Source organism: Streptomyces sp. NPDC002573, from assembly GCF_042889625.1.
GTDB classification, from domain to species: Bacteria; Actinomycetota; Actinomycetes; order Streptomycetales; family Streptomycetaceae; genus Streptomyces; species Streptomyces gibsoniae.
On record NZ_JBIARC010000017.1, the window covers coordinates 96,739 to 119,900 of the forward strand.

The following is a 23,162-nucleotide window of genomic DNA, read 5'->3' on the forward strand; positions in this document are numbered from 1 at the left end:
AGCGGCGAGGTCATGGTCTGCAACCGGCCGACGAGCGCCGCGGAACTCCAGCGCCGCGCCATCGCGCGGACCGGTGACGGCGGGCTCCTCACCGTCGACGGCGCGAGCCGCGGCAATCTGTTCAGCGGCGGCGCCGACCAGCTCGCCCTGGTGCTGTCCGTCGCCGCGCGGCGCGGCCGGGAGAACCGCTCCCGGGCCGGATACTTCGCCTACTTCAGCGATCCGGCGGGCGCCGTGCGCACGGCCATGTCGTTCGTCGCCGACGTGGGCCGCGAGATAGGGCAGTCCACCCGGGCCCGGCTCGCCGAGCAGCGGCCGCGGGTCGGCCGCGGCGGCCTCTACCCGTTCGTCCGCGCCTTCGCCACGGTCGTCGAGCGGGATGTCGTCGTGGCCGCCGTCATCGGCGACATGCTCGCCGGACGCGACGCCGTCTACGCGGACCTGGTGGCGTACGACGAAGTGGCCCACCACTCCGGCCCGCACAGCCGGGACGCCGAGCAGGTCCTGCGGAGACTGGACCGTTCGCTGGCGCTGCTGGCCCAGGTCGCCGAGCACGCCCCGCGCCCGTACCGCATCGTGGTGCTGTCCGACCACGGCCAGAGCCCCGGCGAGACCTTCCGGACCCGTTACGGACTGAGCCTCGGCCATCTGGTGCGGGCCGGCTGCGCACTGCCTGTGCCGCGTCGCGTCGAACGGACCCACAGCGGAGCCGAGGCCCGCGCGGCGGTACGGGCCGCACTGCGCCGTCCGTTCGAGGAGGACGACGGGGGCCACCCGGCGACGCGCCGCCGCTCCGAGCCCGTCGTGCTCGCCTCCGGCAATCTCGGACTCGTCTCCTTCCCGGACGTGCCGCACCGGATGAGCAAGGAGGAGATCGACCGCCGTCATCCCGCGCTGCTGTCGACGCTCGCCGAGCACCCCGGCGTCGGCTTCGTCCTCGTCCGCAGCGAGGAGCACGGCGGGGTGGTGCTGGGGGCGCACGGCGCGGAGATCCCGGTCGATCGGCTCGCCGACGGGACCGGTCCGCTGGCCGACTTCGGTCCCGGCGCCGCCGACGCCGTACGCCGCACCCACTCCTTCCCGCACACCGCCGACATCATGGTCAACTCCTGGTACGACCCGGACACCGGCGAAGTCCTCGCCTTCGAGGAGCAGATCGGCTCGCACGGCGGACTCGGCGGCGCCCAGGGCCGCCCCTTCCTGCTCTGGCCGGTCACCCTGTCCGCACCGGCCGGGGACGGCGCCGAACTCGTCGGCGCCGAGCGGCTCCACCAGCTCTTCCGCCGCTGGCTGCGCGAGTGCGACGGCCCCCAAGTGCCCCTGACCGGGCGTGAGGACGAGACCGAGCGCGCCGCCTGACCCTCGCTCGTGGGACGGAACGGAAGCCATGCCGCGACCGTGACGTCCTGCGCGCCCCGTGCGCCGGAATGTGATCGGATAGGCGCGGCACCCGGCAACGGGACCGCCCTGACGAGAATTCGCACGGCATGCGAAAGGACTCATCGTGGCAACCACGCGCACCGCACACACCGTCTGGGAAGGCAATCTGCTCGAGGGCAACGGAGTCGTCACCTTCGACTCCTCCGGCATCGGACAGCAGCCGGTGACGTGGGCCTCGCGCTCCCAGGAGGCGAATGGCAAGACCAGCCCCGAGGAGCTGATCGCCGCCGCCCACTCCAGCTGCTTCTCCATGGCGCTGTCGCACGCCCTGGCCGGCGCCGGCACCCCGCCCACCAAGCTCGACACGAAGGCCGATGTCACCTTCCAGCCGGGTGAGGGCATCACGGGCATCCACCTCACTGTCGAGGGCACGGTCCCCGGCATGGACAACGACGCGTTCGTCGCCGCCGCCGAGGGCGCCAAGAAGAACTGCCCGGTCAGCCAGGCCCTGGCCGGTACGACGATCACCCTGGACGCCAAGCTCTCCTGACGCGCCCCCGTCCACCGGTGCCGCGCCCCTCGCGAGGGGGCGCGGCATCGCCGTTTTCCGGGTATCCGAAGACGGGGCGGACGGTGGCCGGTGCCCAGTCGGCGTCATGGACAACGGGCCGCTCGCGTCCTGTGATGGAGTGCGACAGGCGCCCTGGCGGAAGGGGACAGCGATGGCACGTGCGGTCGGGATCGATCTCGGTACGACGAACTCGGTGGTGGCCGTTCTGGAGGGCGGTGAACCCACCGTCGTCGCCAACGCGGAGGGTGCGCGGACTACCCCGTCGGTCGTGGCCTTCGCCAAGAACGGCGACGTACTCGTCGGCGAGGTCGCCAAACGGCAGGCGGTGACGAACGTCGAGCGCACCGCGCGCTCGGTCAAGCGGCACATGGGCGACCCGGACTGGCGCTTCCCGGAGCACGGGTCCGTCGACGGCACCCGCTTCCGCGCCCAGGAGCTGTCGGCCCGTGTGCTGCAGAAACTGAAGCGGGACGCCGAGGCGTATCTCGGCGAGGACGTCACCGACGCGGTGATCACCGTGCCCGCCTACTTCGACGACTCCCAGCGTCAGGCCACCAAGGAGGCGGGGGAGATCGCGGGACTGAAGGTCCTCAGGATCGTCAACGAGCCGACGGCCGCGGCCCTCGCGTACGGCCTCGACCGCGCCGAGGAGCAGACCGTGCTCGTCTTCGACCTCGGCGGCGGCACGTTCGACGTCTCCCTGCTGGAGATCGGCGACGGTGTCATCGAGGTCAAGGCCACCAACGGGGACACCCGTCTCGGCGGCGACGACTGGGACCAGCGGATCGTGGACCATCTCGCCCAGCGGTTCCAGGGGCAGCACGGCATCGACCTGAAGGCCGACAAGATGGCGCTGCAACGGCTGCGGGAGGCCGCCGAGAAGGCGAAGATCGAGCTGTCCAGCTCCACCGAGACCACCGTCAACCTGCCCTACATCACGGCCTCCGCCCAGGGCCCGCTGCATCTGGAGGAGCAGCTGACGCGGGCCCGGTTCCAGGAACTCACCGCCGATCTGCTCGACCGCTGCCGGACGCCGTTCGACCGGGCGGTCAAGGACGCGGGTGTGCAGCTCTCCGCGATCGACCATGTCATCCTCGTCGGCGGCTCGACCCGGATGCCCGCCGTCACCGAACTGGTCAGGGACCTCACCGGCAAGGACCCGCACAAGGGCGTGAACCCGGACGAGGTCGTCGCCGTCGGGGCCGCCCTCCAGGCCGGTGTCATCCGCGGCGACGTCAAGGACGTCCTGCTGCTCGACGTCACCCCGCTGTCCCTCGGCATCGAGACCAAGGGCGGCATCATGACCCGGCTGATCGAGCGCAACACCACCATTCCCACCCGGCGTTCGGAGATCTTCACGACCGCCGAGGACAACCAGCCGTCCGTCGGGATCCAGGTTTACCAGGGCGAGCGTGAGATCGCCGCGTACAACAAGAAGCTCGGTGTCTTCGATCTGACCGGGCTGCCGCCCGCTCCGCGCGGCGTGCCGCAGATCGAGGTGGCCTTCGACATCGACGCCAACGGGATCATGCATGTCTCCGCCAAGGACCTGGCGACCGGCCGGGAACAGAAGATGACGGTCACGGGCGGCTCCGCGCTCCCCAAGGACCAGATCGACCGGATGATGCGGGACGCGGAGCAGTACGCCGAGGAGGACCGCAAGCGCCGCGAGGCCGCCGAGACACGCAACCAGGCCGAGCAACTCGTCTACCGGACCGAGAAGTTCCTGCGGGAGAACCCGGAGAGCGAGGCGCGCGTCCCCGCGGACGCGAGGAGCGAGGTGACGGCCGCCCTCGCCGAGCTGAGGAGCCTGCTGGAGGGCGAGGCCGACACGACGGCGCTGCGGGCCGGCATCGAGAAGCTCGCCTCCGTCAGCCAGCGGATGGGACAGGCGATGTACGCCCAGGCCCAGCAGGCATCCGCCCAGGGCACCGAGCAGCACACCGCACCCCAGGACGAGGAGGGCGTGGTGGACGCCGAGATCGTCGACGACGACAGGGAAACACGGGGAGGGGCGGCCTGAGCCGGGGCGGCTGGTTCAGGGCTTGCGCGCGACCCCGGCGTACACCGGCACGATGCCCTCCGCCTGGGCCGCGACATCCTCCGGGTCCGGCCGCCATCCGCTGACGGGGATCACCCCGGGCCCCAGCAGCTCCAGACCCTCGAAGAAGCGGGAGAACTCGGCGAGCGGGCGCGGATGGAAGGCCGTGCCGCCCTGCCGGAACAGGCCGGCCGCCTGCTCCACGGCCGCACGGTTCAGATCCGGTGTGACCTGCGAGACGACCAGATGGCTGCCGGGCGCGAGAGCCTCCAGGTACCGCCGCAGCAGCTCGTGGACGTCGTCGTCGAGGTAGTGCGTGAGCGCGACCAGTGACAGCGCGACCGGCTGCCCGAAGTCCAGCGATCGCCCGGCCAGGGCGAGGATGGCGTCCGGATCGCGCACGTCCGCGTGGACGTAGTCCGTGCTGCCCTCGGCGGTGCCGTGCAGCAGCGCCTCCGCGTGCCGCAGCACGATCGGGTCGTTGTCGGCGTACACCACCCGCGCCTCGGGAGCCACCCCCTGGGCGATCTGGTGGAGGTTCGGCTCGGTGGGGATGCCCGTGCCGATGTCGAGGAACTGGCGCACCCCCGCCTGAGCCAGCGTCCGGGTCGCGCGGTGCATGAACCGGCGGTTGGCGCGCGCCCCGCGTCGCACGGTCGGGTCCGCGGCGAGGATCTTTTGGCCCAGCTCCTCGTCCACGGGGTAGTTGTCCTTGCCGCCCAGCCACCAGTCGTACACCCGGGCGGGATGGGGTTTGCCGGTGTCGATGCGGGTGGGCGCGGCCTCGGGTCCGGTCGTCATGCGCAGGCTCCTGGTGGGGGGTGGAGTGTGTGCTCGGTGCGGGGTCCCGGTGTCGGCCGGGTCAGAAGGCGTCGCGGTACTCGCGCAGCATCGCCCTCGTGCGCTGGACGGATGCCGCCTTCGCGGACATGTGGTCCAGGACCTCCAGGTGCATGGCCACCTCGACCCGCGAGTCCAGATAGAGGGCGCCGGTCAGATACTCGCTGTAGACCATGTCGGGCAGCTCCGCCTCCTGGAAGCGGAACAGCACGAACGGGGTGTAGGTGCCCGGATGCGGCCCGGCGGCGAACTCGGCCACCTGCAAGGTGATCCCGGGTTCCTCACTGGCCTCCAGGAGCCGGTCGAGCTGGTCGCGCATCACCTCGGCACGGATGCTCACCGGTCTTCGCAGCACCGTCTCGTCCATGATCACCCACAGGCGGGGCGCGTCCGGGCGGGTCAGCAGCTCCTGGCGGGCCAGACGCAGCGCCACATGCCGCTCGATGTCCTGGGGGCGGACCTGTCCGACGGTCCCGGCCTCCAGCACGGCGCGGGCGTAGTCCTCGGTCTGCAGCAGCCCGGGCACGAAGTGCGGTTCGTAGGACCGGATGATGCGGGCCGCGCCCTCCAGGCTGACATGCAGACTGAACCAGTCGGGCAGCACATCGTGGTAACGCTGCCACCAGCCCGGCTCGTTGGCCTCCTCGGCGAGCCGGACGAAGGCGGCGATCTCCTCGTCGGGCACGCCGTACCGGGTGAGCAGCACCTGCACGTAGGGGATCTTCAACGCGACATCGGCGGTCTCCATCCGCCGCACGGTCGCCGGGGCGACCCGCAGCACCTGCGCCGCCTCCTCGCGCTTCAGCCCGGCGGCCTCGCGCAACTCCTGCAGCCGCCGTCCGAGCACCACCTGACCCACGGTGGGCGCAGCTCGCCGCTCACTCACGCCACGCCTCCCCTACGCGCCGAAGTACGTGAGCAGTGTGGCATGTTCGGCCCCATGTCTCACGGGTGTCGTGGGGAGCGGATGATTCCCATGACCGGAGTCGGCCTGTTGCAGAGGTGCGGGGACACGGGATGCTTGCAGCGGGAGGGGAAGCATGACGGGCGGGACATTCAGACGGGACAGGACGGCGCGCTTACGGTCGGCGCGCTCACGGCCATCGTCGTCGAGCGTGATCCTGGCGCCTGCCGGACGTGCGGCGCTGACGTTCGTGCTCGTCTCCGCGGCCCTGTTGTTTCTCACGGTCGCCTGCGGTGTGGACGACGAATCCCGCGGCAGCGGCGAGCCACAGTCGCAGCGTGCCTATGTAACGGCGCTCGACAAGGCGCGCAAGTCCCTGTTCCAGGGGGACGTGGAGTACGACGACCTGCACGCCCGGCGTCTGCGGGTGGGGGAGCAGATCCCTTTCCTCGTCACCGTCTCCGGCAGCTGGAAGGGGCCGCCCAACGGGAAACCGCACGCCCCGGTGCTCACCGGGGCGGAGATGGGTGTGAAGTTCGACTGTCACGGCGACGCGGAGTGCACCACCGACCCGCAGTGGCGGCAGCCCGTCCTGAACAGGACGGACCACGCCTCCTGGACCTGCTGGATCACACCGCACGCGCCCGGCCCTCTGACCGTCGGCGTCAGGATCACCGCGTATCGCACCGACACCTCCACCGTCCTCGCCACGAAGGAGATCTTCGCGCGGACGTACGCCGAGGCGCCGCCCCGGAGCTTCTTCGTGACCCTCTGGGACCGGCTGCGCACCGGCTGGGGTGTCTTCGTCGCCTTCACGACCGGAGTGGGAGCGGTGTGGGGCACCTGGTCGCTGGTCGTCGGTGCCGTACGGCGGCTGCGCCGGTCCCGGGCCACGGGCGAGGACCCGTCCGCGCCGACGCCCGAGGACGCCGCGCCGACGGCCGACGAGCCCTCAGGATCCCAGTGACCGGAGGTACTTGACGGTCGCCGCGTCGGCGGGCAGGAACGTCTCGATGGCCAGTTCCGCCACGGTCACGTCCATCGGGGTGTTGAAAGTGGAGATGGACGAGATGAAGGACAGCACCCGGCCGTCGTGCTCGATCAGCATCGGCAGCGCGAAGTACGGTACGGGCTCGTCGGGTTCGCAACCGGCCCCGGGCTCACCCCGGTCCGGGACCGGATACGCCGCCACCTCCTCGTACAGGGACCGCAGGGCCGACGACCGCTGCAGCGCGATCTGGCGCTCCATCTGCGCCAGCAAGTGCCCCCGCCACTCACGGAGATTGCGGATGCGCGGCGCCAGACCCTCGGGATGCAGCGTCAGGCGCATCGCGTTCAGGGGCGGGGCCAGCAGCCGCTCCGGGACCCCCTCCAGCAGCAGCGCGATGCCGCGGTTCGCCGCCACCACGTCGTACCGCGCGTCCACCACCAGCGCCGGATACGGCTCATAGCCCTGGATCAGCCGCTCCACACCCGCGCGCAGCGCGTCCATCGACGGGTCGTCCAGCGGTGTCTCCGGGTAGTGCGGGGCGTAACCGGCCGCCAGCAGCAGCGCGTTGCGCTCGCGCACCGGGACGTCCAGATGCTCGGCGAGCCGCAGCACCATCTCCTCGCTCGGCCGTGACCGCCCCGTCTCGATGAAGCTGATGTGCCGTGCCGAGGAGCCCGCCCGCAGCGCCAACTCTAGCTGGCTGACCCGTCTGCGCTCCCGCCAGCCCCGCAGCAGCGGGCCGATGGCCGGGTCGGAAGGGGCCGGTGGGGAGGCGGCGGCGCCGGTCGCGACAATGGTCATACGGACGACCGTAGTCGAGGAGTGGTGCATGTACGACCGACTGAACCCGTCCTGGGAGGCCACGGCGATCTACCGGGCCCGGGTGCGGGGATCCCTGCTCGGCGGTGCCGTGGGCGACGCCCTCGGATATCCCGTCGAGTTCGTCTCCCTGGACCGTATCCGGGCCCTGCACGGCGAGCAGGGCGTCACCGGTCTGATGCCGGACGGGGCGGCAGTCGTCGGCCGGATCACCGATGACACCCAGATGACCCTGTTCACCGTGGAGGGGCTGCGGCAGGCGCGCGTCCGCGAACGACACCGGGGGACCGACGACGACTGGTCCCGGCTGGTGCGGGACGCCTACGGCCGCTGGTTCGACACCCAGCGCCTGTCCGGGCCGCCGGAGGGCGCCGAGGGCCTCGCGGCCCAGCCCTGGCTGTATGCGCGCCGCGCGCCCGGCAACGCCTGTCTGTCCGGCCTCGCCCAGGACTTCGTTCCCGACCCGGAGGCCGCACTCGGCCGCCCCGGCCGGGTGAACTCCGAGTCCAAGGGCTGCGGCGCGGTCATGCGCTCGGCGCCCTTCGGGCTGACCCGTGTGCCGGCCCACATCGCGTTCGGCAGGGCGGCTCGCAGCGCCCAGACCACCCACGGGCACCCCACCGGGTACTACTCAGCGGGTGCCTTCGCCGCGATCGTCGCGCATCTGGTCGAGGGGGAGTCCCTGGAGGGCGCGGTGCTGCGCGCGCTGCGTCTGCTGGCCCGCCACCCGGGGCACGAGGAGACCACGTCCGCGCTGCTGGGCGCTCTCGACCTGGCTGCGGAGGGCGCGCCCACCGCGGAGAAGGTGCAGACGCTCGGCGCGGGCTGGGTCGGCGAACAGGCCCTCGCCATCGCCGTGTACTGCGCCCTGGTGGAGCCCGATGTCCGGCGCGCGCTGCTGCTGTCCGTCAACCACTCCGGCGACAGCGACTCCACCGGCGCCCTCTGCGGCAACCTCCTCGGCGCCCGCCACGGCGACCACGGGCTGCCGCGGGACTGGCTGGAACAGATCGAGGGCCGGGCCGAGATCACCGCCGTGGCGGACGACCTCGCGGCGGAGTGCGCACAAAGCTGACGGCCCACGGGCCCGGCCGTGCGTACGGCATCCCACCGAGGGGATGTGACAGGGTGGGACGCACCCCACGTCGTACGGAAGGAGCCAGGTCATGCCCGTCGAACCGCTGTCGCAGAAGGAGATCGAGGACCGGTTGGCGGAGTTGCCCGGCTGGTCGCTGGACGGCGACCGGATCGCCCGCTCCTACCGGCTCCCCTCGCACTTCGCGGCGACCGCCATGGTCGTCCACATCGCCCAGGTGCAGGAGGAGCTGGACCACCACTCCGACTGCACCCTGGGCTACAACACCGTCTCCCTCACGGTGAACACGCACAGCGTGGGCGGCGCCGTCACCGAACTGGACTTCAATCTCGCCCACCGCATCGAGGGACTGGCACCCGGACACGGGGCGCACTGAACGGGGACAGGCCATGCTGGACTACGACAAGGAAGCCGAGGGCTACGACTCCTCGCGCGGCGGTGAGCCACGCGCCGCTGCGGCAGCCGACGCCGTGCTCGGCCTGATACCCGAGGACGCGCACCGGCTGCTGGACGTGGGCTGCGGCACGGGGATCGTGACCCGGCGGCTCGCGGCCGGGCGGCCCGGACTGCGGGTCACCGGCGCGGACCTGGCGTACGGGATGGTGCGCCGCGCCGCCGACCGGCTGCCCGGCGCCGTGGTCCTCGCCGACAGCCGCCGACTGCCGTTCCCGGACGGGACGTTCGACGCGGTCACGAGCATATGGCTGCTGCATCTCGTCGAGGGGCCCGCGGAGGTGCGGGCCGTGCTCGCCGAGTGCGCCCGGGTACTGCGGCCGGGCGGTGTGTACGTCACCACCGTCGACAAGGCCGCCGCCCATGACGTCGGCAGCGACATCGACACCGCGCTCGCCCGGCGCCCGCGCCGGCCCGCGACCGACGCCGCGGAGACGGTCGCGGAACACGTCGCCGAGTACGGTCTCGTACCGGCCGGAGGGGCCCGCTTCCGCGGCGTCGGCCAGGGCCGCAGCCCCCGCGGCACGGCGGCGGACCTGCGCCGTGGCTGGTTCACCACGCTCAGGCCCGGTGATCCGCTCGGGGAACGGATCATCGCCCGGCTGGCCGCCCTGCCGGACCAGGACCGGCTGCGCCCCGACCCGGAGTTCACTCTCCGGGCCTTTCGCAAGCCCGAGTCCTGACGCTCAGTCGGCAGGGCAAGCGGGCCGCGGCGCGGCAGGTTCCGGTCGCGAACGCAGCGGCCGGAAGGAGTGGGCGAGCGCCCAGACCCCGATGCGACTGCCGGCGCGGCACCCGGCGAGGTCCGCCGAGCGGAAGTGGATCCCGGCCCAGACACGGGCGTCGATCATGTCCTCGTTGAGGCGGGCGGCGTCGTCGTAGTGCCGGGTCGTGCCGGTGGCCTCGGAGGAGAAATTGAGGTCGAGGCGCGTGGTACCGAGGATCCCGCTCAGCGTCTGGGTCACGGCGCCGGTGACGGCGGCGTGACCGGGCGGTGGTGGTGGCGACGGCTGGTCCGCCCGGACGAGAAGCACGCATGACCGGCGTAACCGCCGGACGCCTGGGAGGTCACGCCGATGTGGTCCACCCGTGGCCGGCGGCAGGGGCTACGACCGGGCTGATCCGCCGGTTCAGCCCTGCCTGGCCAGCCCCCGGCGGATCGCGAACTCCACCGCCGAGTAGTCGCCGTCCGCCCGCTCCAGCTCGCAGGGCACCGCCGGATACAGGGGCGGTTGCGCCATGAACCGGGGCCGGGTGCCGTGATGCGGCTGGGCGGCGTGGACCAGGAACGGATGACAGAGATAGACGTCTCCGGGGCGACCGGTGGCGTAAGCGAGCGGGCGGTGCGCGGAGGCCGCGTCCACCTGCGGGCCCAGCTCCAGGAAGGCGGCGCCCTCCTCGCCGTAGGGCTCGAGGACCGGTGGCACGTCGAGATGCGAGCCGGCGCGGATGCGGGTCGGGGCGTCGTCCTCGGTGACCTCGGTGAACAGGAAGAGCATCAGCAGAGCACGCTCCCGGGAGCGGAGATTGGTGTGCCACAGCTCGGCGCCCTCGGGGAGGTAGCTCCCCTCGATGTGCCAGCCCGTGTCGCCCGGCTCCTCCTGGTGCGGGAAACGCAGTGGAAAGGTGCCGAGCGAGTAGCGGGGCTCCCAGCGGCGCTCGCCCACCAGGAGGTCGAAGGCCTCGTGCAGCGCGGGGGAGTTGGCCGCGGCGGCGAACGGGCCCTGCGCCATGCCGCTCACCCGGTACACCGGGTCCTTCCAGGTGGCGGGGTCCTCCGGATCACAGTCCGTCTCCCGCCACAGCAGCCGGGCGCAGTCCTCGGCGACGCGTGGCGGAAAGGCGCCCTCGATCTTCACGAACCCGTCCTCGAGGAAACGCTCCACCAGTACGTCGTCCATGGGCCCATGGTCCCGACCGGCGGCCCGCGCCGCACCTGGTTTTCGCCGCACCGGCCGGCCGTGCGGCACCACGGATCGTGCACCACGGACTTTGCTGCTCCGGCAAGAGAACTTGCCTTCGTACGGCGGCTCGGCGCAGGCTGACGGCACCGAGAAGAGAGGCTGACCAATGGCGCACGAGCACCACGGCGAGCACGGGGAACACGGCGGACACGACGGCCAGGGCCGCCATGGGCAGCACGCTCACCATGGCCACCAGGGTGAGACCGACATCGACTGGGCCGTGATGGCGCCGATGCTGGAGTCGCAGGCGGAGCTGTTCGCCCCCCTGTTCCGGACGGTCATGGCCTGGCTTGCGCAGGAGACGCCGCGACCGGGCCAGATCGTCGACACGGGCAGCGGTCCCGGCGTCGTCTCCGCCCTCTTCGCCGAGTCGTTCCCCGGTGCGCGGGTCGTCGCGGTGGACGGTTCCGGTCCGCTGCTGGAACGCGCCCGCGCCCGGGCCGCCCGGCTCGGCCTCACCGACCGGTTCGGCACCCTCACCGGTGAACTCCCCGACGTGCTGGCGGAGTTGGACTACCCGGCCGATCTCCTCTGGGCCAGCAACAGCCTGCACCACCTGGGCGACCAGCGGGCCGCCCTCGCCGCGTTCGCCGAGCATCTCGCGCCGGGCGGCACCCTGGCGCTGCTGGAGGGCGGTCTGCCCGCCCGGTTCCTGCCGAGGGACATCGGCATCGGCCGGCCGGGCCTGCAGGCCCGGCTCGACGCGGTCGAGTCGGAGTGGTTCGCGCGGATGCGGGCCGAACTGCCCGGCACCGTCGCCGAGGCCGAGGACTGGCCGGCCCTGCTGACCGCCGCCGGCCTGAAGCACTCCGGCACGCGCAGCTTCCTGCTGGACCTGCCCGCCCCGGTCGACGACCGGGCCCGGACGTATGTCGCCGCCGTTCTGACCCGGCTGCGCGAGGCTCTGGACGACGGCCTCGACGCCGAGGACCGCGCCACCCTCGACCGCCTCCTCGACCCGGAGGACGAGGCGAGTGTGCACCGCCGGACGGATGTGTTCGTGCTGAAGGCGTACACGGTCTACACGGCGGTGCGACCCGCCTGACGCGCGTCCGCCCGCCCGGTACCGCGTGCCCCGCGGTACCGGGCGGGCGTGCCCCCTCCCCGCACGAGTGGACGTGTCCGGCCGGAGCCCTCTCGCGCCCGGCCGGCCGTATCAGTTGCTGTTGATGAACTGCTGGGCCAGCGACTGGCCGAGCGAGACCGCCGCGCTGTGGCTCTCGATCGGCGACACCTGGGAGTTCTTGAACAGGATGTACGTCACGCCCGAGTCCGCGCCGCCGGTCGCCGGGTCGGGGTCGATGCCGAGGGCCTTGGCGGTGGCGTACGAGGCCTCGCCGATGATCTTCGTGGGACCGGTGTCGCCGACGACCGCGTACTCGACCTTGTTGTTGTAGATGACGGCGACCACGCCGCCGCCCTTGATGCCGGAGCTGGAGTACTTCCAGATGCTGCTGGCGCTCGGCACGACGACGTAGGGGAGCGACTCGGCGCGCAGCGGCTTGCCGTCGGACTGGTGGAAGGCGGTGTCGTCCTGGAACCAGGGGTCGGCGTCGCCGTTGCACTTGCCGGTGACCTGGCCGTCGCAGTCGATGTCCATGTCGGCCTTCCAGAACACCGCGCCGTTCTTCCCGCACACGGGGACGGTGGCCGAGGTCTCGTCGTCGGTCTTGTACTTGCCGTTCGAGATCTGCGAACAGGACGTCACCTTGGCGAGGAGGGCGGCCGCGCTGACCGAGCCCTCCTGGACGGACTTGGGGGTGGTCGCGCCCGAGGCGTCGGCGGGGAGCACCGCGGTGGCGAGGAGCGCGGCGCCGGCGGTGGCGGCGAGGGTCAGTGTTCGAGTGCGCACTGTGGGGAGACCCTTCTGTTAGGAAAGTTTCCTTACCAGGTGCCGTACAAGGTGGACCCCTCGGCATGGCCGCGTCAACCCCCAATGCCCGTGCGGCTGAAGTGAGTTGAGTGCCGCGGAGGAAATCCGCAGTTCGGGTTCGCCCCTCCGGCCTCCCCCGGCCGCCGGCCCGCACCGCTCCGAACGCGCCCGGTCCTCACCACCCCGCACACACGACGGCGCGCCCCGAAGCCGCCGTGGAAGCGGTCCGGGGCGCGCCGTGCAGGGGCGGTCGGGTCAGACCATGTCGAACGTCGCCGGGTCCGGGCCGATGCGACGGTCCTCGTTGAGCGCGCTGATCGCCGCCATGTCCTCGGTGTCCAGCGTGAAGTCGAAGACGTCGATGTTCTCCCTGATGCGGGACGGCGTCACCGACTTGGGGATCACGATGTTGCCGAGCTGGAGGTGCCAGCGCAGCACGACCTGGGCCGGGGTCCGGTTGTGCTTCTGCGCGATGGCCACGATCGCGGGGACCTCCAGCAGGCCCTTGCCCTGGCCGAGCGGGGACCAGGCCTCGGTGGCGATGCCCTGCTCCGCGTGGTACTCGCGCGCCGCGTGCTGCTGCAGATGCGGATGCAACTCGATCTGGTCGACCGCCGGAATGACGGACGTCTCCTCGATGAGCGTCCGCAGGTGCTCCGGAAGGAAGTTGGACACGCCGATCGCCTTGGCGCGGCCGTCCGCGTAGATCGCCTCGAGGGCCTTGTACGTGTCCACGAACGTGCCCCGGGACGGCAGCGGCCAGTGGATGAGGTACAGGTCGACGTACTCCAGGCCGAGCTTCGCCAGCGAGGTGTCGAAGGCGCGCAGCGTGGAGTCGTACCCGTGGTCGCTGTTCCAGAGCTTGGTGGTGATGAAGAGGTCCTGGCGCGGGATGCCGGAGGTGGCGAGCGCCTTGCCGACGCCCTCCTCGTTGCCGTAGATCGCCGCTGTGTCGATGCTGCGGTACCCGGCCTCCAGGGCGGTGGCGACGGCGCTCTCGGCCTCGTCGTCGGGCACCTGCCAGACGCCGAAGCCCAGCTGGGGCATCTCGACGCCGTTGTTGAGGATGATCGGGGGGACCTTGCTGCTCACGAGCTCTCGATCCTTCAAGTCGACGGGTGGTACTCCCATGGTCAACGATCACGGCCGCATGCGCATTCCTGACCGGGGTTTTCCGCCCGGAATCTTGGCTGCACCCACAGATTGGCCAGAAATGGATCCGACCTCCTCGGTCCGGACCATTGACCGAGTCCGCTCATCCCGCAACTCTGTAACGCGGCACCAGACGAGTCACTGAACCAGGTTCATGCATGTGAACACTGGCTGCCTGGCTCTCTGTCGTGCTAACCAACCCCCCACCCCGTAGGAAAGCAGGTCTGCGCACATGAACGAGAAGGCGCCCGAGCCCCCTCAGTCGGAGCAGATCATTCGGGAAACATCGGAGGACAGGGCCTGGGAGGCCCCTGCCTATCTGGTCGTCGAGACCGCCCTCGAAGTCACCGCCTACGCGCTCGCCGACCGCTAGCCGGACGGTGCGCGCACCATGACCGGGACACCCGTGCGCGACGACGGCGTCGCGGCCCCGTGGGGGACCGCCGAGTTCGCCGAGCGGCTGCGCGCCGTCGCCGCGGAGCGCTATCACGACCGGCACCCGTTCAACGTCCGTATGCACCGGGGCGAGCTGACCCCCGGCGAACTGCGCCGCTGGGTCGCCAACCGCTTCCACTACCAGCGGCACATCCCTGTCAAGGACGCCCTGATCCTCGCCAAGTTCGACGAGCCGGCGCTGCGCCGGGCCTGGCTGCGCCGCATCCGCGACCACGACGGCACGGCCGAGGGCGAGGGCGGGATCGAGCGCTGGCTGCGACTCGGCGAGGCGACCGGACTGGACCGTGCCGCGCTGTGGGACGCCTCCCGGGTGCTGCCCGGGGTGCGGTTCGCGGTCGAGGGCTATGTCACCTTCTGCCGCTCGCGCCCCGCGCTCGACGCGGTCGCCGCCTCCCTGACCGAACTGTCGGCGCCGAGCCTGATGCGCACCCGCATCGCCGCCTTCGAGCGCCACTACCCCTGGATCGAGGCCGACGGGCTCGCCTACTTCCGCGGCCGGATCGGGCAGGGCGGCCGGGACGGCGAGGAGGCCCTCGCCCTGGTGCTGGCCTGGGCCGGGACCAGAGCGGAGCAGCAGCGGGCGCTCGCCGCGCTCACCTTCAAGTGCGAGGTGCTGTGGGCGCTGCTGGACGCGGTGGACCAGGCGGGAGCCGGCACGTCCGAGCCCCCCGCGCCGGGCCCGCCATGACCTGGCGGCCGGCGCTCCACCGGGCGGCGCTGCTGCGGCACGACCCCGTCCGGGACACCGATCTGCTGCTCGTGCCCGAACGCGTGGTCGTGCTGCGCGGCAGCGCCGGTGCCGTCCTGCGGCTGTGCGACGGCGACCGGGACGTCGACGAGATCGTCGCCGCGCTCGGCGAACGCTTCCCCGGCGCACCGGTCGCCAGCGAGGTGCCGAGGTTCCTCGCGGCCCTGCGAAAGGAGGGCTGGCTCCTATGACCGTCGATCCCCCCTGGGCGCTGCTCGCCGAGCTGACCCATGCATGCCCGCTCCGCTGCGGGTATTGCTCCAACCCCATCGAACTGGTCAGTCGGTCAGCAGAGCTGACCGGTGAGCAGTGGGCCGACGTCTTCGACCAGGCCGCCGGCCTGGGCGTCGTCCAGACCCATCTGTCCGGCGGCGAGCCGCTCCTCAGACGCGATCTGCCGCAGATCGTGCGGGCGGCCGACACCGCCGGCCTCTACACCCAGCTCGTCACCAGCGGCGTCGGCCTCACCGAACCACGGCTGGCCACTCTCGTGGCCGGCGGACTGCGCAGTGTCCAGCTCTCCGTGCAGCACACCCGGCCCGACGCCTCGGAACGCATCGCGGGTGCCCGCTCGTTCGCGGCCAAGGAGCGCGCCGCCCGGCTGATCCGCACAGCCGGACTGCCGTTCGGTCTCAACGCGGTCCTGCACCGGGCGAACATCGACGCGGTCGACGAGCTGATCGATCTCGCCCTGGCCTGGGGCGCCGACCGGATCGAGCTGGCCAACACCCAGTTCCACGGCTGGGCTCTGCGCAACCGGACCGCCCTGCTGCCCAGCCACGACCAGATCGCCCGGGCGCGTGCGGTGGTGGCCCGCCGACGTGAACTCCTCGGCAAGCTCCTGGAGTTGGTGTGGGTCGCCCCCGACCATGTGGACGGCACGGCGAAACCCTGCATGGGCGGCTGGGGCGCGGTCTCGCTCACCGTCGCCCCGGACGGAACGGTCCTCCCGTGCCCGGCCGCCGCCTCGCTCCCCGGCCTCGACCCGCCCAACGTCCGGGCACACCGGCTCGACTGGATCTGGTGGCACTCCCCGGCCTTCACCGCCTACCGGGGCGAGAGCTGGATGCGCGACCCCTGCCGCGGCTGTGCCCTGCGCGGCGTCGACCACGGCGGCTGCCGCTGCCAGGCGTACGCGCTCACCGGCGACGCCACCCGTACCGACCCGGCCTGCCGGCTGGCCCCCGACCACGCCCTCGTACGCAACCTCGTCGACCGGGCGGCGAAGCCGCGCGGCGATCTCACCCATGTCCACCGTGCCTACCGAGAGGAAGGACCATGAGACGACGCCTGCGGGCCGCACTGACGGCGGGCGTGCTCGCGACCGCCCTGCTCGCCGGGTCGGCCGAGGCCGTCCCGACCGCACCTGCCGCCGCCCGGACACCGGCACCGGCCGCCCGCCCTCGCAGCACCACCGACTGGTCGGTGGCCGTCGTCGACTCGACGACGGCCCGCTACACACCGAGCACCATCGGCGGCTGGTCCTACCCGGTCGGCCTCTACCTCTACGGCCAGTACCTGACGTACCGGCGCACCCACGACGCCCGCTATCTCTCGTACATCAAGAGCTATGCCGACCGCTTCGTGAAGAGCGACGGCTCGATCGACCAGAGCTTCGACAGCCTCGACAGCATGCAGACGGGCCGGCTGCTGGTCGTCCTGCACCACGAGACCGGACAGGACCGCTACCGCAAGGCGGCCCGGAAGATCCGCGACCGGCTCGACACCTATCCCCGGACCTCCGACGGCGGCTTCTGGCACGCCGACACCAGCAGCCGGGCGCACCAGCTCTGGTCGGACGGCGTCTACATGGTGAACCCGTTCCTCGTCGAGTACGGCAAGGAGTTCGGGGACGCGACGTACGCGGACGACGAGGCGGCCAAGCAGCTCTACGTCTACGGCAGCCACCTCCAGACCCCGGACGGACTGCTGCGGCACGCGTACGACGAGTCGAGGACGGCGAGCTGGGCCGACCCCGTGACGGGCCTCGCGCCGGAGCACTGGTGCCGGGCGGTCGGCTGGTACGCCATGGCCGTCACCGATGTGCTGGACGCGCTCCCCGCGCAGCACCCCCGCCGGCCCGAACTGCTCGCGATGCTGCGGAAGCTGGCGGCCGGGCTGGAGACCTACCAGGACCCGGCGACCGGCCGCTGGTTCCAGGTGATCGACAAGGGCGGCCGAGCCGACGACTGGACCGAGACCTCCTGCTCCAGCATGTTCACCTACGCCCTCTCGCGCGGCGTCCAGCAGGGCTATCTGGACCCGCACTACGCCCAGGTGGCCCGGCGCGGCTACGAGGGCGTCCTCGCGCAGCTCTCCGTCGGCTCCGACGGGCGCACCGACCTGGCCGGCATCTCCGTCGGCACGAACGTCGGCGACTACGCGTACTACATCGCCCGCACCCGGGCCACCAACGACCTCCACGGCCTGGGCGCCTTCCTGATCATGAACGAGCAGCTCCGGACGGCCCACCCTTCGCAACGAGGTGATCAGTCATGAGCCCCACCAGAAGAACCCTGCTGGGCGCGGCGCTCGGCGGTACGGCCGCCGCTGCCGTCGGCCTTCCCGCCCCCTCCGCACACGCCGCCTCCTGGCAGCTGAAGTGGTCCCCGTCGGCGAGCGGCGACGGTCTCGGCGCCTTCGAGACCGTCGAGGACGACCGCGCGAACTCCCACCCCGCCGGACATCCGCACATCTTCGCCACCGGCAGCAACTGGCGTTTCAACATGCACAAGGTCGACCGGGACACCTCCACCGACCGGCAGCGCCAGGAGGTCACCGGGCTGCGCACGAGCGGCAGCAGCTATCTCAAGTGGACCCAGGGCCAGACCTGGCGGGTGACGTACTCGATGTACATCCCCGGCTCGCTGAAGGCGACCACCACCTTCACCCACATCATGCAGATGAAGCAGCCGGGAAACGGCACCTCGCCGATCGTGGTGCAGTCGCTGCGGCGGGTCGACGGCAGACAGACCATCGAGCTGAAGCTCGCCATCGACGACATCCTGGTCGGCCGGACCGACCTCGAACCGCTCCATGACACCTGGACCGACGTCGACTTCCAGATCAAGGTCGGCAACGGCTCGGCGGGCTCGGTCCGCTGGATCCTCAAGAGCGGTTCCACCACGGTCGTCGATGCGCAGAAGACGGGCGTCGACACCTTCCTGGCCGACCGCGTACGGCCCAAGTGGGGCATCTACCGCTCCCTGGGCGACACCTCCGGGTCCCTGGAGGACACCTACCTCCTGCTCAGCAACCTTCGCGGTTACCAACTCGTCTGAGGAGCCGTCCCATGCGACCCCCCACCCTCTTCGCGAGGGCGACGGCCGTCCTGTTCGCCGTCGTCGCCGTCGTCCTCGGACTCTCCCATCCCGCGGCCCTCGCGGCCGCCCGCCCCACGCCCCGCGCCACGGTCTTCGACGTACGGGACTACGGCGCCAAGGGCGACGGCTCCACCAACGACACCCCCGCCATCAACAAGGCGGTGACGGCCGCCAACGCGGCGGGCGGCGGCACGGTCCGCTTCCCGGCCGGCGCCTACAAGTCGAAGAACACCATCCATATGAAGAGCAATGTGACGCTCCAGGTCGACACGGGCGCCACGCTCCAGGGCTCCTCGGCGGACTCGTATGACGCCCCCGAGTCCAATCCGTACGACAAGTACCAGGACTACGGGCACAGCCACTTCCACGACGCGATGATCTACGGCGACAAGCTGACCAACATCGGTTTCGTCGGCGGCGGTGTCATCGACGGCCTGGGCAACCTGATCACCGGCAACCCCAAGTCGGGCGAGGCCGACAAGATCATCTCGCTGACGCGCTGCGACGGACTGCGCATCGGAGACGGTCTCACCCTGCGCCGGGGCGGCCACTTCGCCGTGCTCGTCAACGGCTGCAAGAACGTCACCTCCGACCACCTGACCATCGACACCGCGAGCGACCGCGACGGCTGGAACGTCATCTCCACCACCGACCTCACGATCACCGACGCCGACATCAAGGCCAACGACGACGCACTGGTCTTCAAGAGCGACTACGCGCTCGGTGCCAAGCTCCCCAACGGCCATGTCCGGGTCAGCGACTCGACACTGTCGGCGGTGTGCTGCAACGCCCTGATGTTCGGCTCCGAGACCTGCGGCGACTTCTCCGGCTACCAGTTCGAGAAGATCCGGATCGAGGGCGCGAACAAGTCCGGACTCGGCATGGTCTCCATGGACGGCTCGAAGATCTCCGACGTCCACTACCGCGACATCACCATGACGAACGTCCACTCGCCGATCATGCAGAAGATCGGTACACGCAAACGGTGCGGCGACAGCCCGGGCGTCGGGTCGATCAGCGATGTCACGTACGACGACATCACGGCCACCGGCAACAGCCCGTCCTTCAGCCCGACCCTGTGGGGCGAGAACGGTCACCGCATCAGCGATGTCACCTTCACGGATGTCAACATCACCGTCCCCGGCGGCAACGGCACCATGTCCACCGGGGTGCCGGGCAATGACCCGGGCGACTACAACCCGAAGAGTATCGGCACCCGCCCGGCGTACGGCTGGTACCTCCACAACGCCGACGACATCACCTTCACGGACAGCTCGGTGAAGTTCGCGGACGGCGACGGACGACCGGCGGTGATCGCCAACGCGGCGAGCGGACTCCGCTTCACCCGGTTCACGGCCCAGCGCGGCAGCGGCTCCCCGCACGACATGGGCTTCCAGAACGTCACCGGCTACTGCCTGACGGACAGTCACTCCACCTCGGGCGGGACCCTGCGGGTGGCCGCCGACGGCTCCACGGAGAACTGCGCCGCGCGGAGGGCCCGCCCGCTGGACCTGGAGAACCCCCGCCAGGCCTTTCTGCGCGGGTCGGTCGGCGGACTCTTTCTGCACTGGGGTCTGCGCACCGCCCCCGCCCACACCGACTGCACCGCCTGGGAGCACGATGTCACGGGCGGCGGCTGGAGCCCGGACTACTGGGTGAACGAGGCGCGCAAACTGCACACCCAGTACCTGGTCCTCGCCACCTTCCACAGCCGCCTCGGCTACGCCCGCCCCTGGCCGTCGAAGATCCCCGGCTCCTGCTCCACCAAGCGTGACTTCCTCGGCGAGCTGATCGACGCGGCCAAGGTCAAGGGCTTGAAGGTCATCCTCTATATGACCGACGACCCCCAGTGGCACGACGAGGGCGGTCATGAGTGGCTCGACTCGGCCGCGTACTCCGCGTACAAGGGCAAGAACGTCGACCTGACCACCCGGGACGGCTTCGGCCAGTTCAGCTACGACAACTTCTTCGAGGTCATGGACCGGTACCCGGACCTCGGCGGCTTCTGGATCGACAACGACAACGCGTACTGGGAGAGCCACCACCTCTACGAGCAGATCTATCAGAAGCGCCCGAACTACACCCTCAGCAACAACAACGAAGACACGCCGATCATGGACATGATCAGCAATGAGCAGAAGACGGGAATGACTCCCGCCTACGACTATCCGCAGGCCCTCTACACCGCCCAACCCCGGCTCACGGAGGCGGACTTCAAGCTCCCCTCGACCGGCTCCTGGTGGTACGACGGCTCTGATCCGACCGTCGACAGGGCGCTCACCCTCGGCCGGCTCGTCACCAACGCCGGATCGTCCGTGAAAGCGCTCATGGCCGAGACCGCCCAGGTCAACGGGAAGTTCCCGAGCAACCAGGCCGTCTTCAACACCTTCGCCGACTCTTATCTCACCCCGATCTGGGAGTCACTGCACGGCACCGAGGGCGGCGGCTACATGTACGGCGGCCTCAAACCCGGGTTCTGGAACGACGGAGCGCACGGCGTGACGACGATCAGCAGGACCGACCCCGACCTCCAGTACGTCCATGTCCTGACCCCGCCGTCCACCAGCACCCTGCGCATCCGCGACAACGGCTACCGGATCGCCTCCGTCACCAACCTCCGCACCGGCGCCCCGGTCTCCTGGACCCAGTCCGGCGGAGTGCTCACCCTGAACGGACTCGGCGGCTGGGACCCCTACGACACCGTCTTCAAGGTCGTCACGGCCGGACGGCAGGGGATCCTCTCCGGGGTCATCGTGAGCGCGAGCGCCTCGGCGAGCGGCCACCCCGGCTCCGTGGCCGGCGACGGCAGCTACCTCACGTACTGGGACAACGACAAGACGCTCCCGGTCAGCCTCACCTACGACCTCGGATCGGCGAAGAAGGTGCAGTACATCGGCCTCAACCAGCGGGAGGACTCCGTCGCCTACGCCCGCTCCGACACCGAGCAGTCCGCCCGCATCAAGGACTACAAGGTCTTCGTGAGCAACGACGGCAGCACCTGGGGCAGCGCCGTGAAGAGCGGGCAGCTGCCGAGCCGCCGTGGCATCCAGGGCATCGACCTCACCGCGGTCAACGCCCGCTATGTCCGCCTGGAGGTGGACAGCACCTGGGCCGCCGCCACCGACACCACCCGCTACCGGCGGCTGCGGATCGACGAGACGTGGATCGGCACCTCCTACGCGATCCCCGCGAACGGAGGACGGTCATGACACGCGGCAGAACGCTCGTCCTGGCGGCCGCCGGCCTGGTGATCACCACGACGGTCCCGCTGCTCGGCGCCTCCCGGCCCGCGGCGGCCTCCGGCAACGGCTCCGCCCTGCGTCCCGCCATGGGCTGGAGCAGCTGGAGCTTCGTACGCCGGCAGCCCACCGAGGCGAAGATCAAGGCGCAGGCCGACGCACTGGCCGCCAGTGGACTCGCCGGCCACGGGTTCGTGTACATCAACCTCGACGACTTCTGGCAGAAGTGCGACGCGAACGGCTTCGTCGTCGACTCCTACGGACGCTGGGCCGTCGACACCGACAAGTTCCCGTCCGGCATCAAGGCGCTGGCCGACTACGTCCACGCCAAGGGGCTCAAGTTCGGCTTCTACGTCACCCCGGGCATCGCCAAGAACGCCGTCACCGCCGACACGCCGATCGAGGGGACCTCGTACCACGCGAAGGACATCGCGGACACCTCGAAGACCGAGAAGAACTACAACTGCAAGAACATGTACTACATCGACTACGGGAAGCCGGGCGCGCAGGAGTTCGTCAACTCCTGGGCCAGGCAGTTCGCCTCCTGGGGCGTCGACTATCTGAAGATCGACGGAGTCGGCGGCGCGGACGTTCCCGACGTCCGGGCCTGGGACAAGGCGCTGCGTGCGACCGGACGGCCCGTCGACTTCGCGCTCTCCAACAACCTTCCGATCGATCACGCGGCGACCTGGCGGCAACTGGCCAACAGCTGGCGCACCCAGGGCGACGTGGAGTGCTACTGCGGTCCGGGTCCGAACGGCAGCGGCTATCCGCTCACCGACTGGTCGCATGTCTCGGCCCGCTTCAACTCGGCCGCCTCCTGGCAGCAGTACGCCGGCCCCGGCGGCTGGAACGACCTGGACTCACTGGAGATCGGCAACGGCGACCAGGCCGGCCTCACGGCGGACCAGCGCCGCTCCCACTTCACCCTGTGGGCGATGGCCGCCTCACCGCTGCTGCTCGGCACCGACCTCACCCATCTGGACACCGTCGACAAGGCGATGCTGACCAACGACCGGCTGATCGGCGTCGACCAGGACGGCGTGGCCGCGAGGCGGATCGTCAACAGCGGCGTCCAGCAGGTCTGGAGCAAGAAGGAGAGCGGCGGCGACCACGTCGTGGCCCTGTTCAACACCGGTACGTCCGGCAACGCGACGGTCAGCGTGAACTGGTCGCAGGCCGGCTTCACCGGCTCCGCGGACGTCACCGATCTGTGGTCGGGCTCCCACAAGGGAACCGTCGCGAACACGTACAGCGCGACCCTGCGGCCGGGTGAGACCCGGCTGATCCGTGTCAGGCCGCTCGGCTGAGA

General features: G+C 70.8%; 22 protein-coding genes and 1 pseudogene. 16 read left to right on the top strand and 7 right to left on the bottom strand.

Annotated features, from left to right (window positions below):
• Positions 1-6: 6 nt before the first annotated feature.
• From ACFYX0_RS18350 to dnaK, 3 genes and pseudogenes are all read left to right on the top strand, one after another.
• Positions 7-1,359: pseudogene (locus tag ACFYX0_RS18350) on the top strand (alkaline phosphatase family protein); the annotation flags it as partial.
• 145 nt (positions 1,360-1,504) lie between these two features.
• Positions 1,505-1,930, top strand: a complete 426-nt coding sequence (locus ACFYX0_RS18355; RefSeq protein ID WP_355911841.1) for an OsmC family protein — start codon at positions 1,505-1,507, stop codon at positions 1,928-1,930.
• A gap of 172 nt (positions 1,931-2,102) precedes the next feature.
• Complete coding sequence (gene dnaK, locus ACFYX0_RS18360) at positions 2,103-3,974, top strand: molecular chaperone DnaK (RefSeq protein WP_388971353.1); 1,872 nt, start codon at positions 2,103-2,105, stop codon at positions 3,972-3,974.
• Between the two features lie 15 nt (positions 3,975-3,989).
• Here the strand turns inward: dnaK and ACFYX0_RS18365 are convergent, their stop codons facing one another.
• Both ACFYX0_RS18365 and ACFYX0_RS18370 read right to left on the bottom strand, forming a co-directional pair.
• The gene (locus ACFYX0_RS18365) at positions 3,990-4,793 is read right to left on the bottom strand and encodes an SAM-dependent methyltransferase (RefSeq protein ID WP_388971355.1); all 804 of its coding nucleotides are present in this window, start codon (positions 4,791-4,793) and stop codon (positions 3,990-3,992) included.
• A gap of 61 nt (positions 4,794-4,854) precedes the next feature.
• Positions 4,855-5,718, bottom strand: a complete 864-nt coding sequence (locus ACFYX0_RS18370) for a helix-turn-helix transcriptional regulator (RefSeq protein WP_355911849.1) — start codon at positions 5,716-5,718, stop codon at positions 4,855-4,857.
• A 229-nt stretch (positions 5,719-5,947) separates the two neighbouring features.
• Between ACFYX0_RS18370 and ACFYX0_RS18375 the strand changes: the two genes are divergently transcribed.
• The gene (locus ACFYX0_RS18375; protein WP_388971357.1) at positions 5,948-6,703 is read left to right on the top strand and encodes a hypothetical protein; all 756 of its coding nucleotides are present in this window, start codon (positions 5,948-5,950) and stop codon (positions 6,701-6,703) included.
• Here the strand turns inward: ACFYX0_RS18375 and ACFYX0_RS18380 are convergent.
• Positions 6,689-7,528: a helix-turn-helix domain-containing protein gene (locus ACFYX0_RS18380; protein ID WP_388971359.1), complete on the bottom strand. Its 840-nt coding sequence runs from the start codon at positions 7,526-7,528 to the stop codon at positions 6,689-6,691. The genes ACFYX0_RS18375 and ACFYX0_RS18380 overlap by 15 nt on opposite strands.
• Positions 7,529-7,556: 28 nt before the next feature.
• On the opposite strand from ACFYX0_RS18380, the gene ACFYX0_RS18385 reads away from it, so the two are divergent.
• From ACFYX0_RS18385 to ACFYX0_RS18395, 3 genes are all read left to right on the top strand, one after another.
• The gene (locus ACFYX0_RS18385) at positions 7,557-8,621 is read left to right on the top strand and encodes an ADP-ribosylglycohydrolase family protein (RefSeq protein ID WP_388971362.1); all 1,065 of its coding nucleotides are present in this window, start codon (positions 7,557-7,559) and stop codon (positions 8,619-8,621) included.
• A gap of 91 nt (positions 8,622-8,712) precedes the next feature.
• Entirely contained in the window at positions 8,713-9,018 is a 306-nt protein-coding gene (locus tag ACFYX0_RS18390; RefSeq protein ID WP_388971364.1) for a 4a-hydroxytetrahydrobiopterin dehydratase, read from the top strand.
• Positions 9,019-9,031: 13 nt separating this feature from the next.
• Positions 9,032-9,778 carry a class I SAM-dependent methyltransferase gene (locus ACFYX0_RS18395; RefSeq protein ID WP_388971366.1) on the top strand — a complete coding sequence of 249 codons (747 nt, stop codon included), beginning with the start codon at positions 9,032-9,034 and terminating at the stop codon, positions 9,776-9,778.
• A gap of 3 nt (positions 9,779-9,781) precedes the next feature.
• Here ACFYX0_RS18395 and ACFYX0_RS18400 read toward each other — a convergent pair whose 3' ends face one another.
• Entirely contained in the window at positions 9,782-10,129 is a 348-nt protein-coding gene (locus ACFYX0_RS18400; protein ID WP_388971368.1) for a hypothetical protein, read from the bottom strand.
• A gap of 96 nt (positions 10,130-10,225) precedes the next feature.
• Positions 10,226-10,996: a phytanoyl-CoA dioxygenase family protein gene (locus ACFYX0_RS18405; RefSeq protein ID WP_388971370.1), complete on the bottom strand. Its 771-nt coding sequence runs from the start codon at positions 10,994-10,996 to the stop codon at positions 10,226-10,228.
• Between the two features lie 169 nt (positions 10,997-11,165).
• Between ACFYX0_RS18405 and ACFYX0_RS18410 the strand changes: the two genes are divergently transcribed.
• A complete protein-coding gene (locus tag ACFYX0_RS18410) occupies positions 11,166-12,104 on the top strand; it encodes a class I SAM-dependent methyltransferase (RefSeq protein ID WP_388971372.1) in 939 nt (312 codons plus the stop codon).
• 111 nt (positions 12,105-12,215) lie between these two features.
• On the opposite strand, the gene ACFYX0_RS18415 is transcribed toward ACFYX0_RS18410, so the two are convergent.
• Both ACFYX0_RS18415 and ACFYX0_RS18420 read right to left on the bottom strand, forming a co-directional pair.
• On the bottom strand, positions 12,216-12,911 hold the full coding sequence (locus tag ACFYX0_RS18415; protein WP_388971374.1) for a glycoside hydrolase family 75 protein: 696 nt from the start codon (positions 12,909-12,911) through the stop codon (positions 12,216-12,218).
• 276 nt (positions 12,912-13,187) lie between these two features.
• Positions 13,188-14,024, bottom strand: a complete 837-nt coding sequence (locus ACFYX0_RS18420; protein WP_388971377.1) for an aldo/keto reductase — start codon at positions 14,022-14,024, stop codon at positions 13,188-13,190.
• A 292-nt stretch (positions 14,025-14,316) separates the two neighbouring features.
• Here ACFYX0_RS18420 and pqqA point away from each other — a divergent pair, with 292 nt between their 5' ends.
• Genes pqqA through ACFYX0_RS18460 form a run of 8 tightly spaced genes read left to right on the top strand, consistent with a single transcriptional unit; the run spans position 14,317 to position 23,160 of the window.
• On the top strand, positions 14,317-14,457 hold the full coding sequence (gene pqqA / locus ACFYX0_RS18425) for a pyrroloquinoline quinone precursor peptide PqqA (protein WP_355911880.1): 141 nt from the start codon (positions 14,317-14,319) through the stop codon (positions 14,455-14,457).
• 18 nt (positions 14,458-14,475) lie between these two features.
• A complete protein-coding gene (gene pqqC / locus ACFYX0_RS18430; RefSeq protein ID WP_388971379.1) occupies positions 14,476-15,228 on the top strand; it encodes a pyrroloquinoline-quinone synthase PqqC in 753 nt (250 codons plus the stop codon).
• Positions 15,225-15,479 carry a pyrroloquinoline quinone biosynthesis peptide chaperone PqqD gene (pqqD, locus tag ACFYX0_RS18435; protein WP_388971381.1) on the top strand — a complete coding sequence of 85 codons (255 nt, stop codon included), beginning with the start codon at positions 15,225-15,227 and terminating at the stop codon, positions 15,477-15,479. Before pqqC ends, pqqD begins: the two co-directional genes overlap by 4 nt.
• Complete coding sequence (gene pqqE, locus ACFYX0_RS18440) at positions 15,476-16,570, top strand: pyrroloquinoline quinone biosynthesis protein PqqE (RefSeq protein WP_388971383.1); 1,095 nt, start codon at positions 15,476-15,478, stop codon at positions 16,568-16,570. Before pqqD ends, pqqE begins: the two co-directional genes overlap by 4 nt.
• Positions 16,567-17,787: a glycoside hydrolase family 105 protein gene (locus ACFYX0_RS18445; protein ID WP_388971385.1), complete on the top strand. Its 1,221-nt coding sequence runs from the start codon at positions 16,567-16,569 to the stop codon at positions 17,785-17,787. Before pqqE ends, ACFYX0_RS18445 begins: the two co-directional genes overlap by 4 nt.
• Positions 17,784-18,569, top strand: a complete 786-nt coding sequence (locus ACFYX0_RS18450) for a Tat pathway signal sequence domain protein (RefSeq protein WP_388971387.1) — start codon at positions 17,784-17,786, stop codon at positions 18,567-18,569. Before ACFYX0_RS18445 ends, ACFYX0_RS18450 begins: the two co-directional genes overlap by 4 nt.
• 11 nt (positions 18,570-18,580) lie before the next feature.
• The gene (locus tag ACFYX0_RS18455; RefSeq protein ID WP_388971389.1) at positions 18,581-21,820 is read left to right on the top strand and encodes a glycosyl hydrolase family 28 protein; all 3,240 of its coding nucleotides are present in this window, start codon (positions 18,581-18,583) and stop codon (positions 21,818-21,820) included.
• Entirely contained in the window at positions 21,817-23,160 is a 1,344-nt protein-coding gene (locus ACFYX0_RS18460; RefSeq protein ID WP_388971391.1) for a glycoside hydrolase family 27 protein, read from the top strand. Before ACFYX0_RS18455 ends, ACFYX0_RS18460 begins: the two co-directional genes overlap by 4 nt.
• Positions 23,161-23,162: the final 2 nt, after the last annotated feature.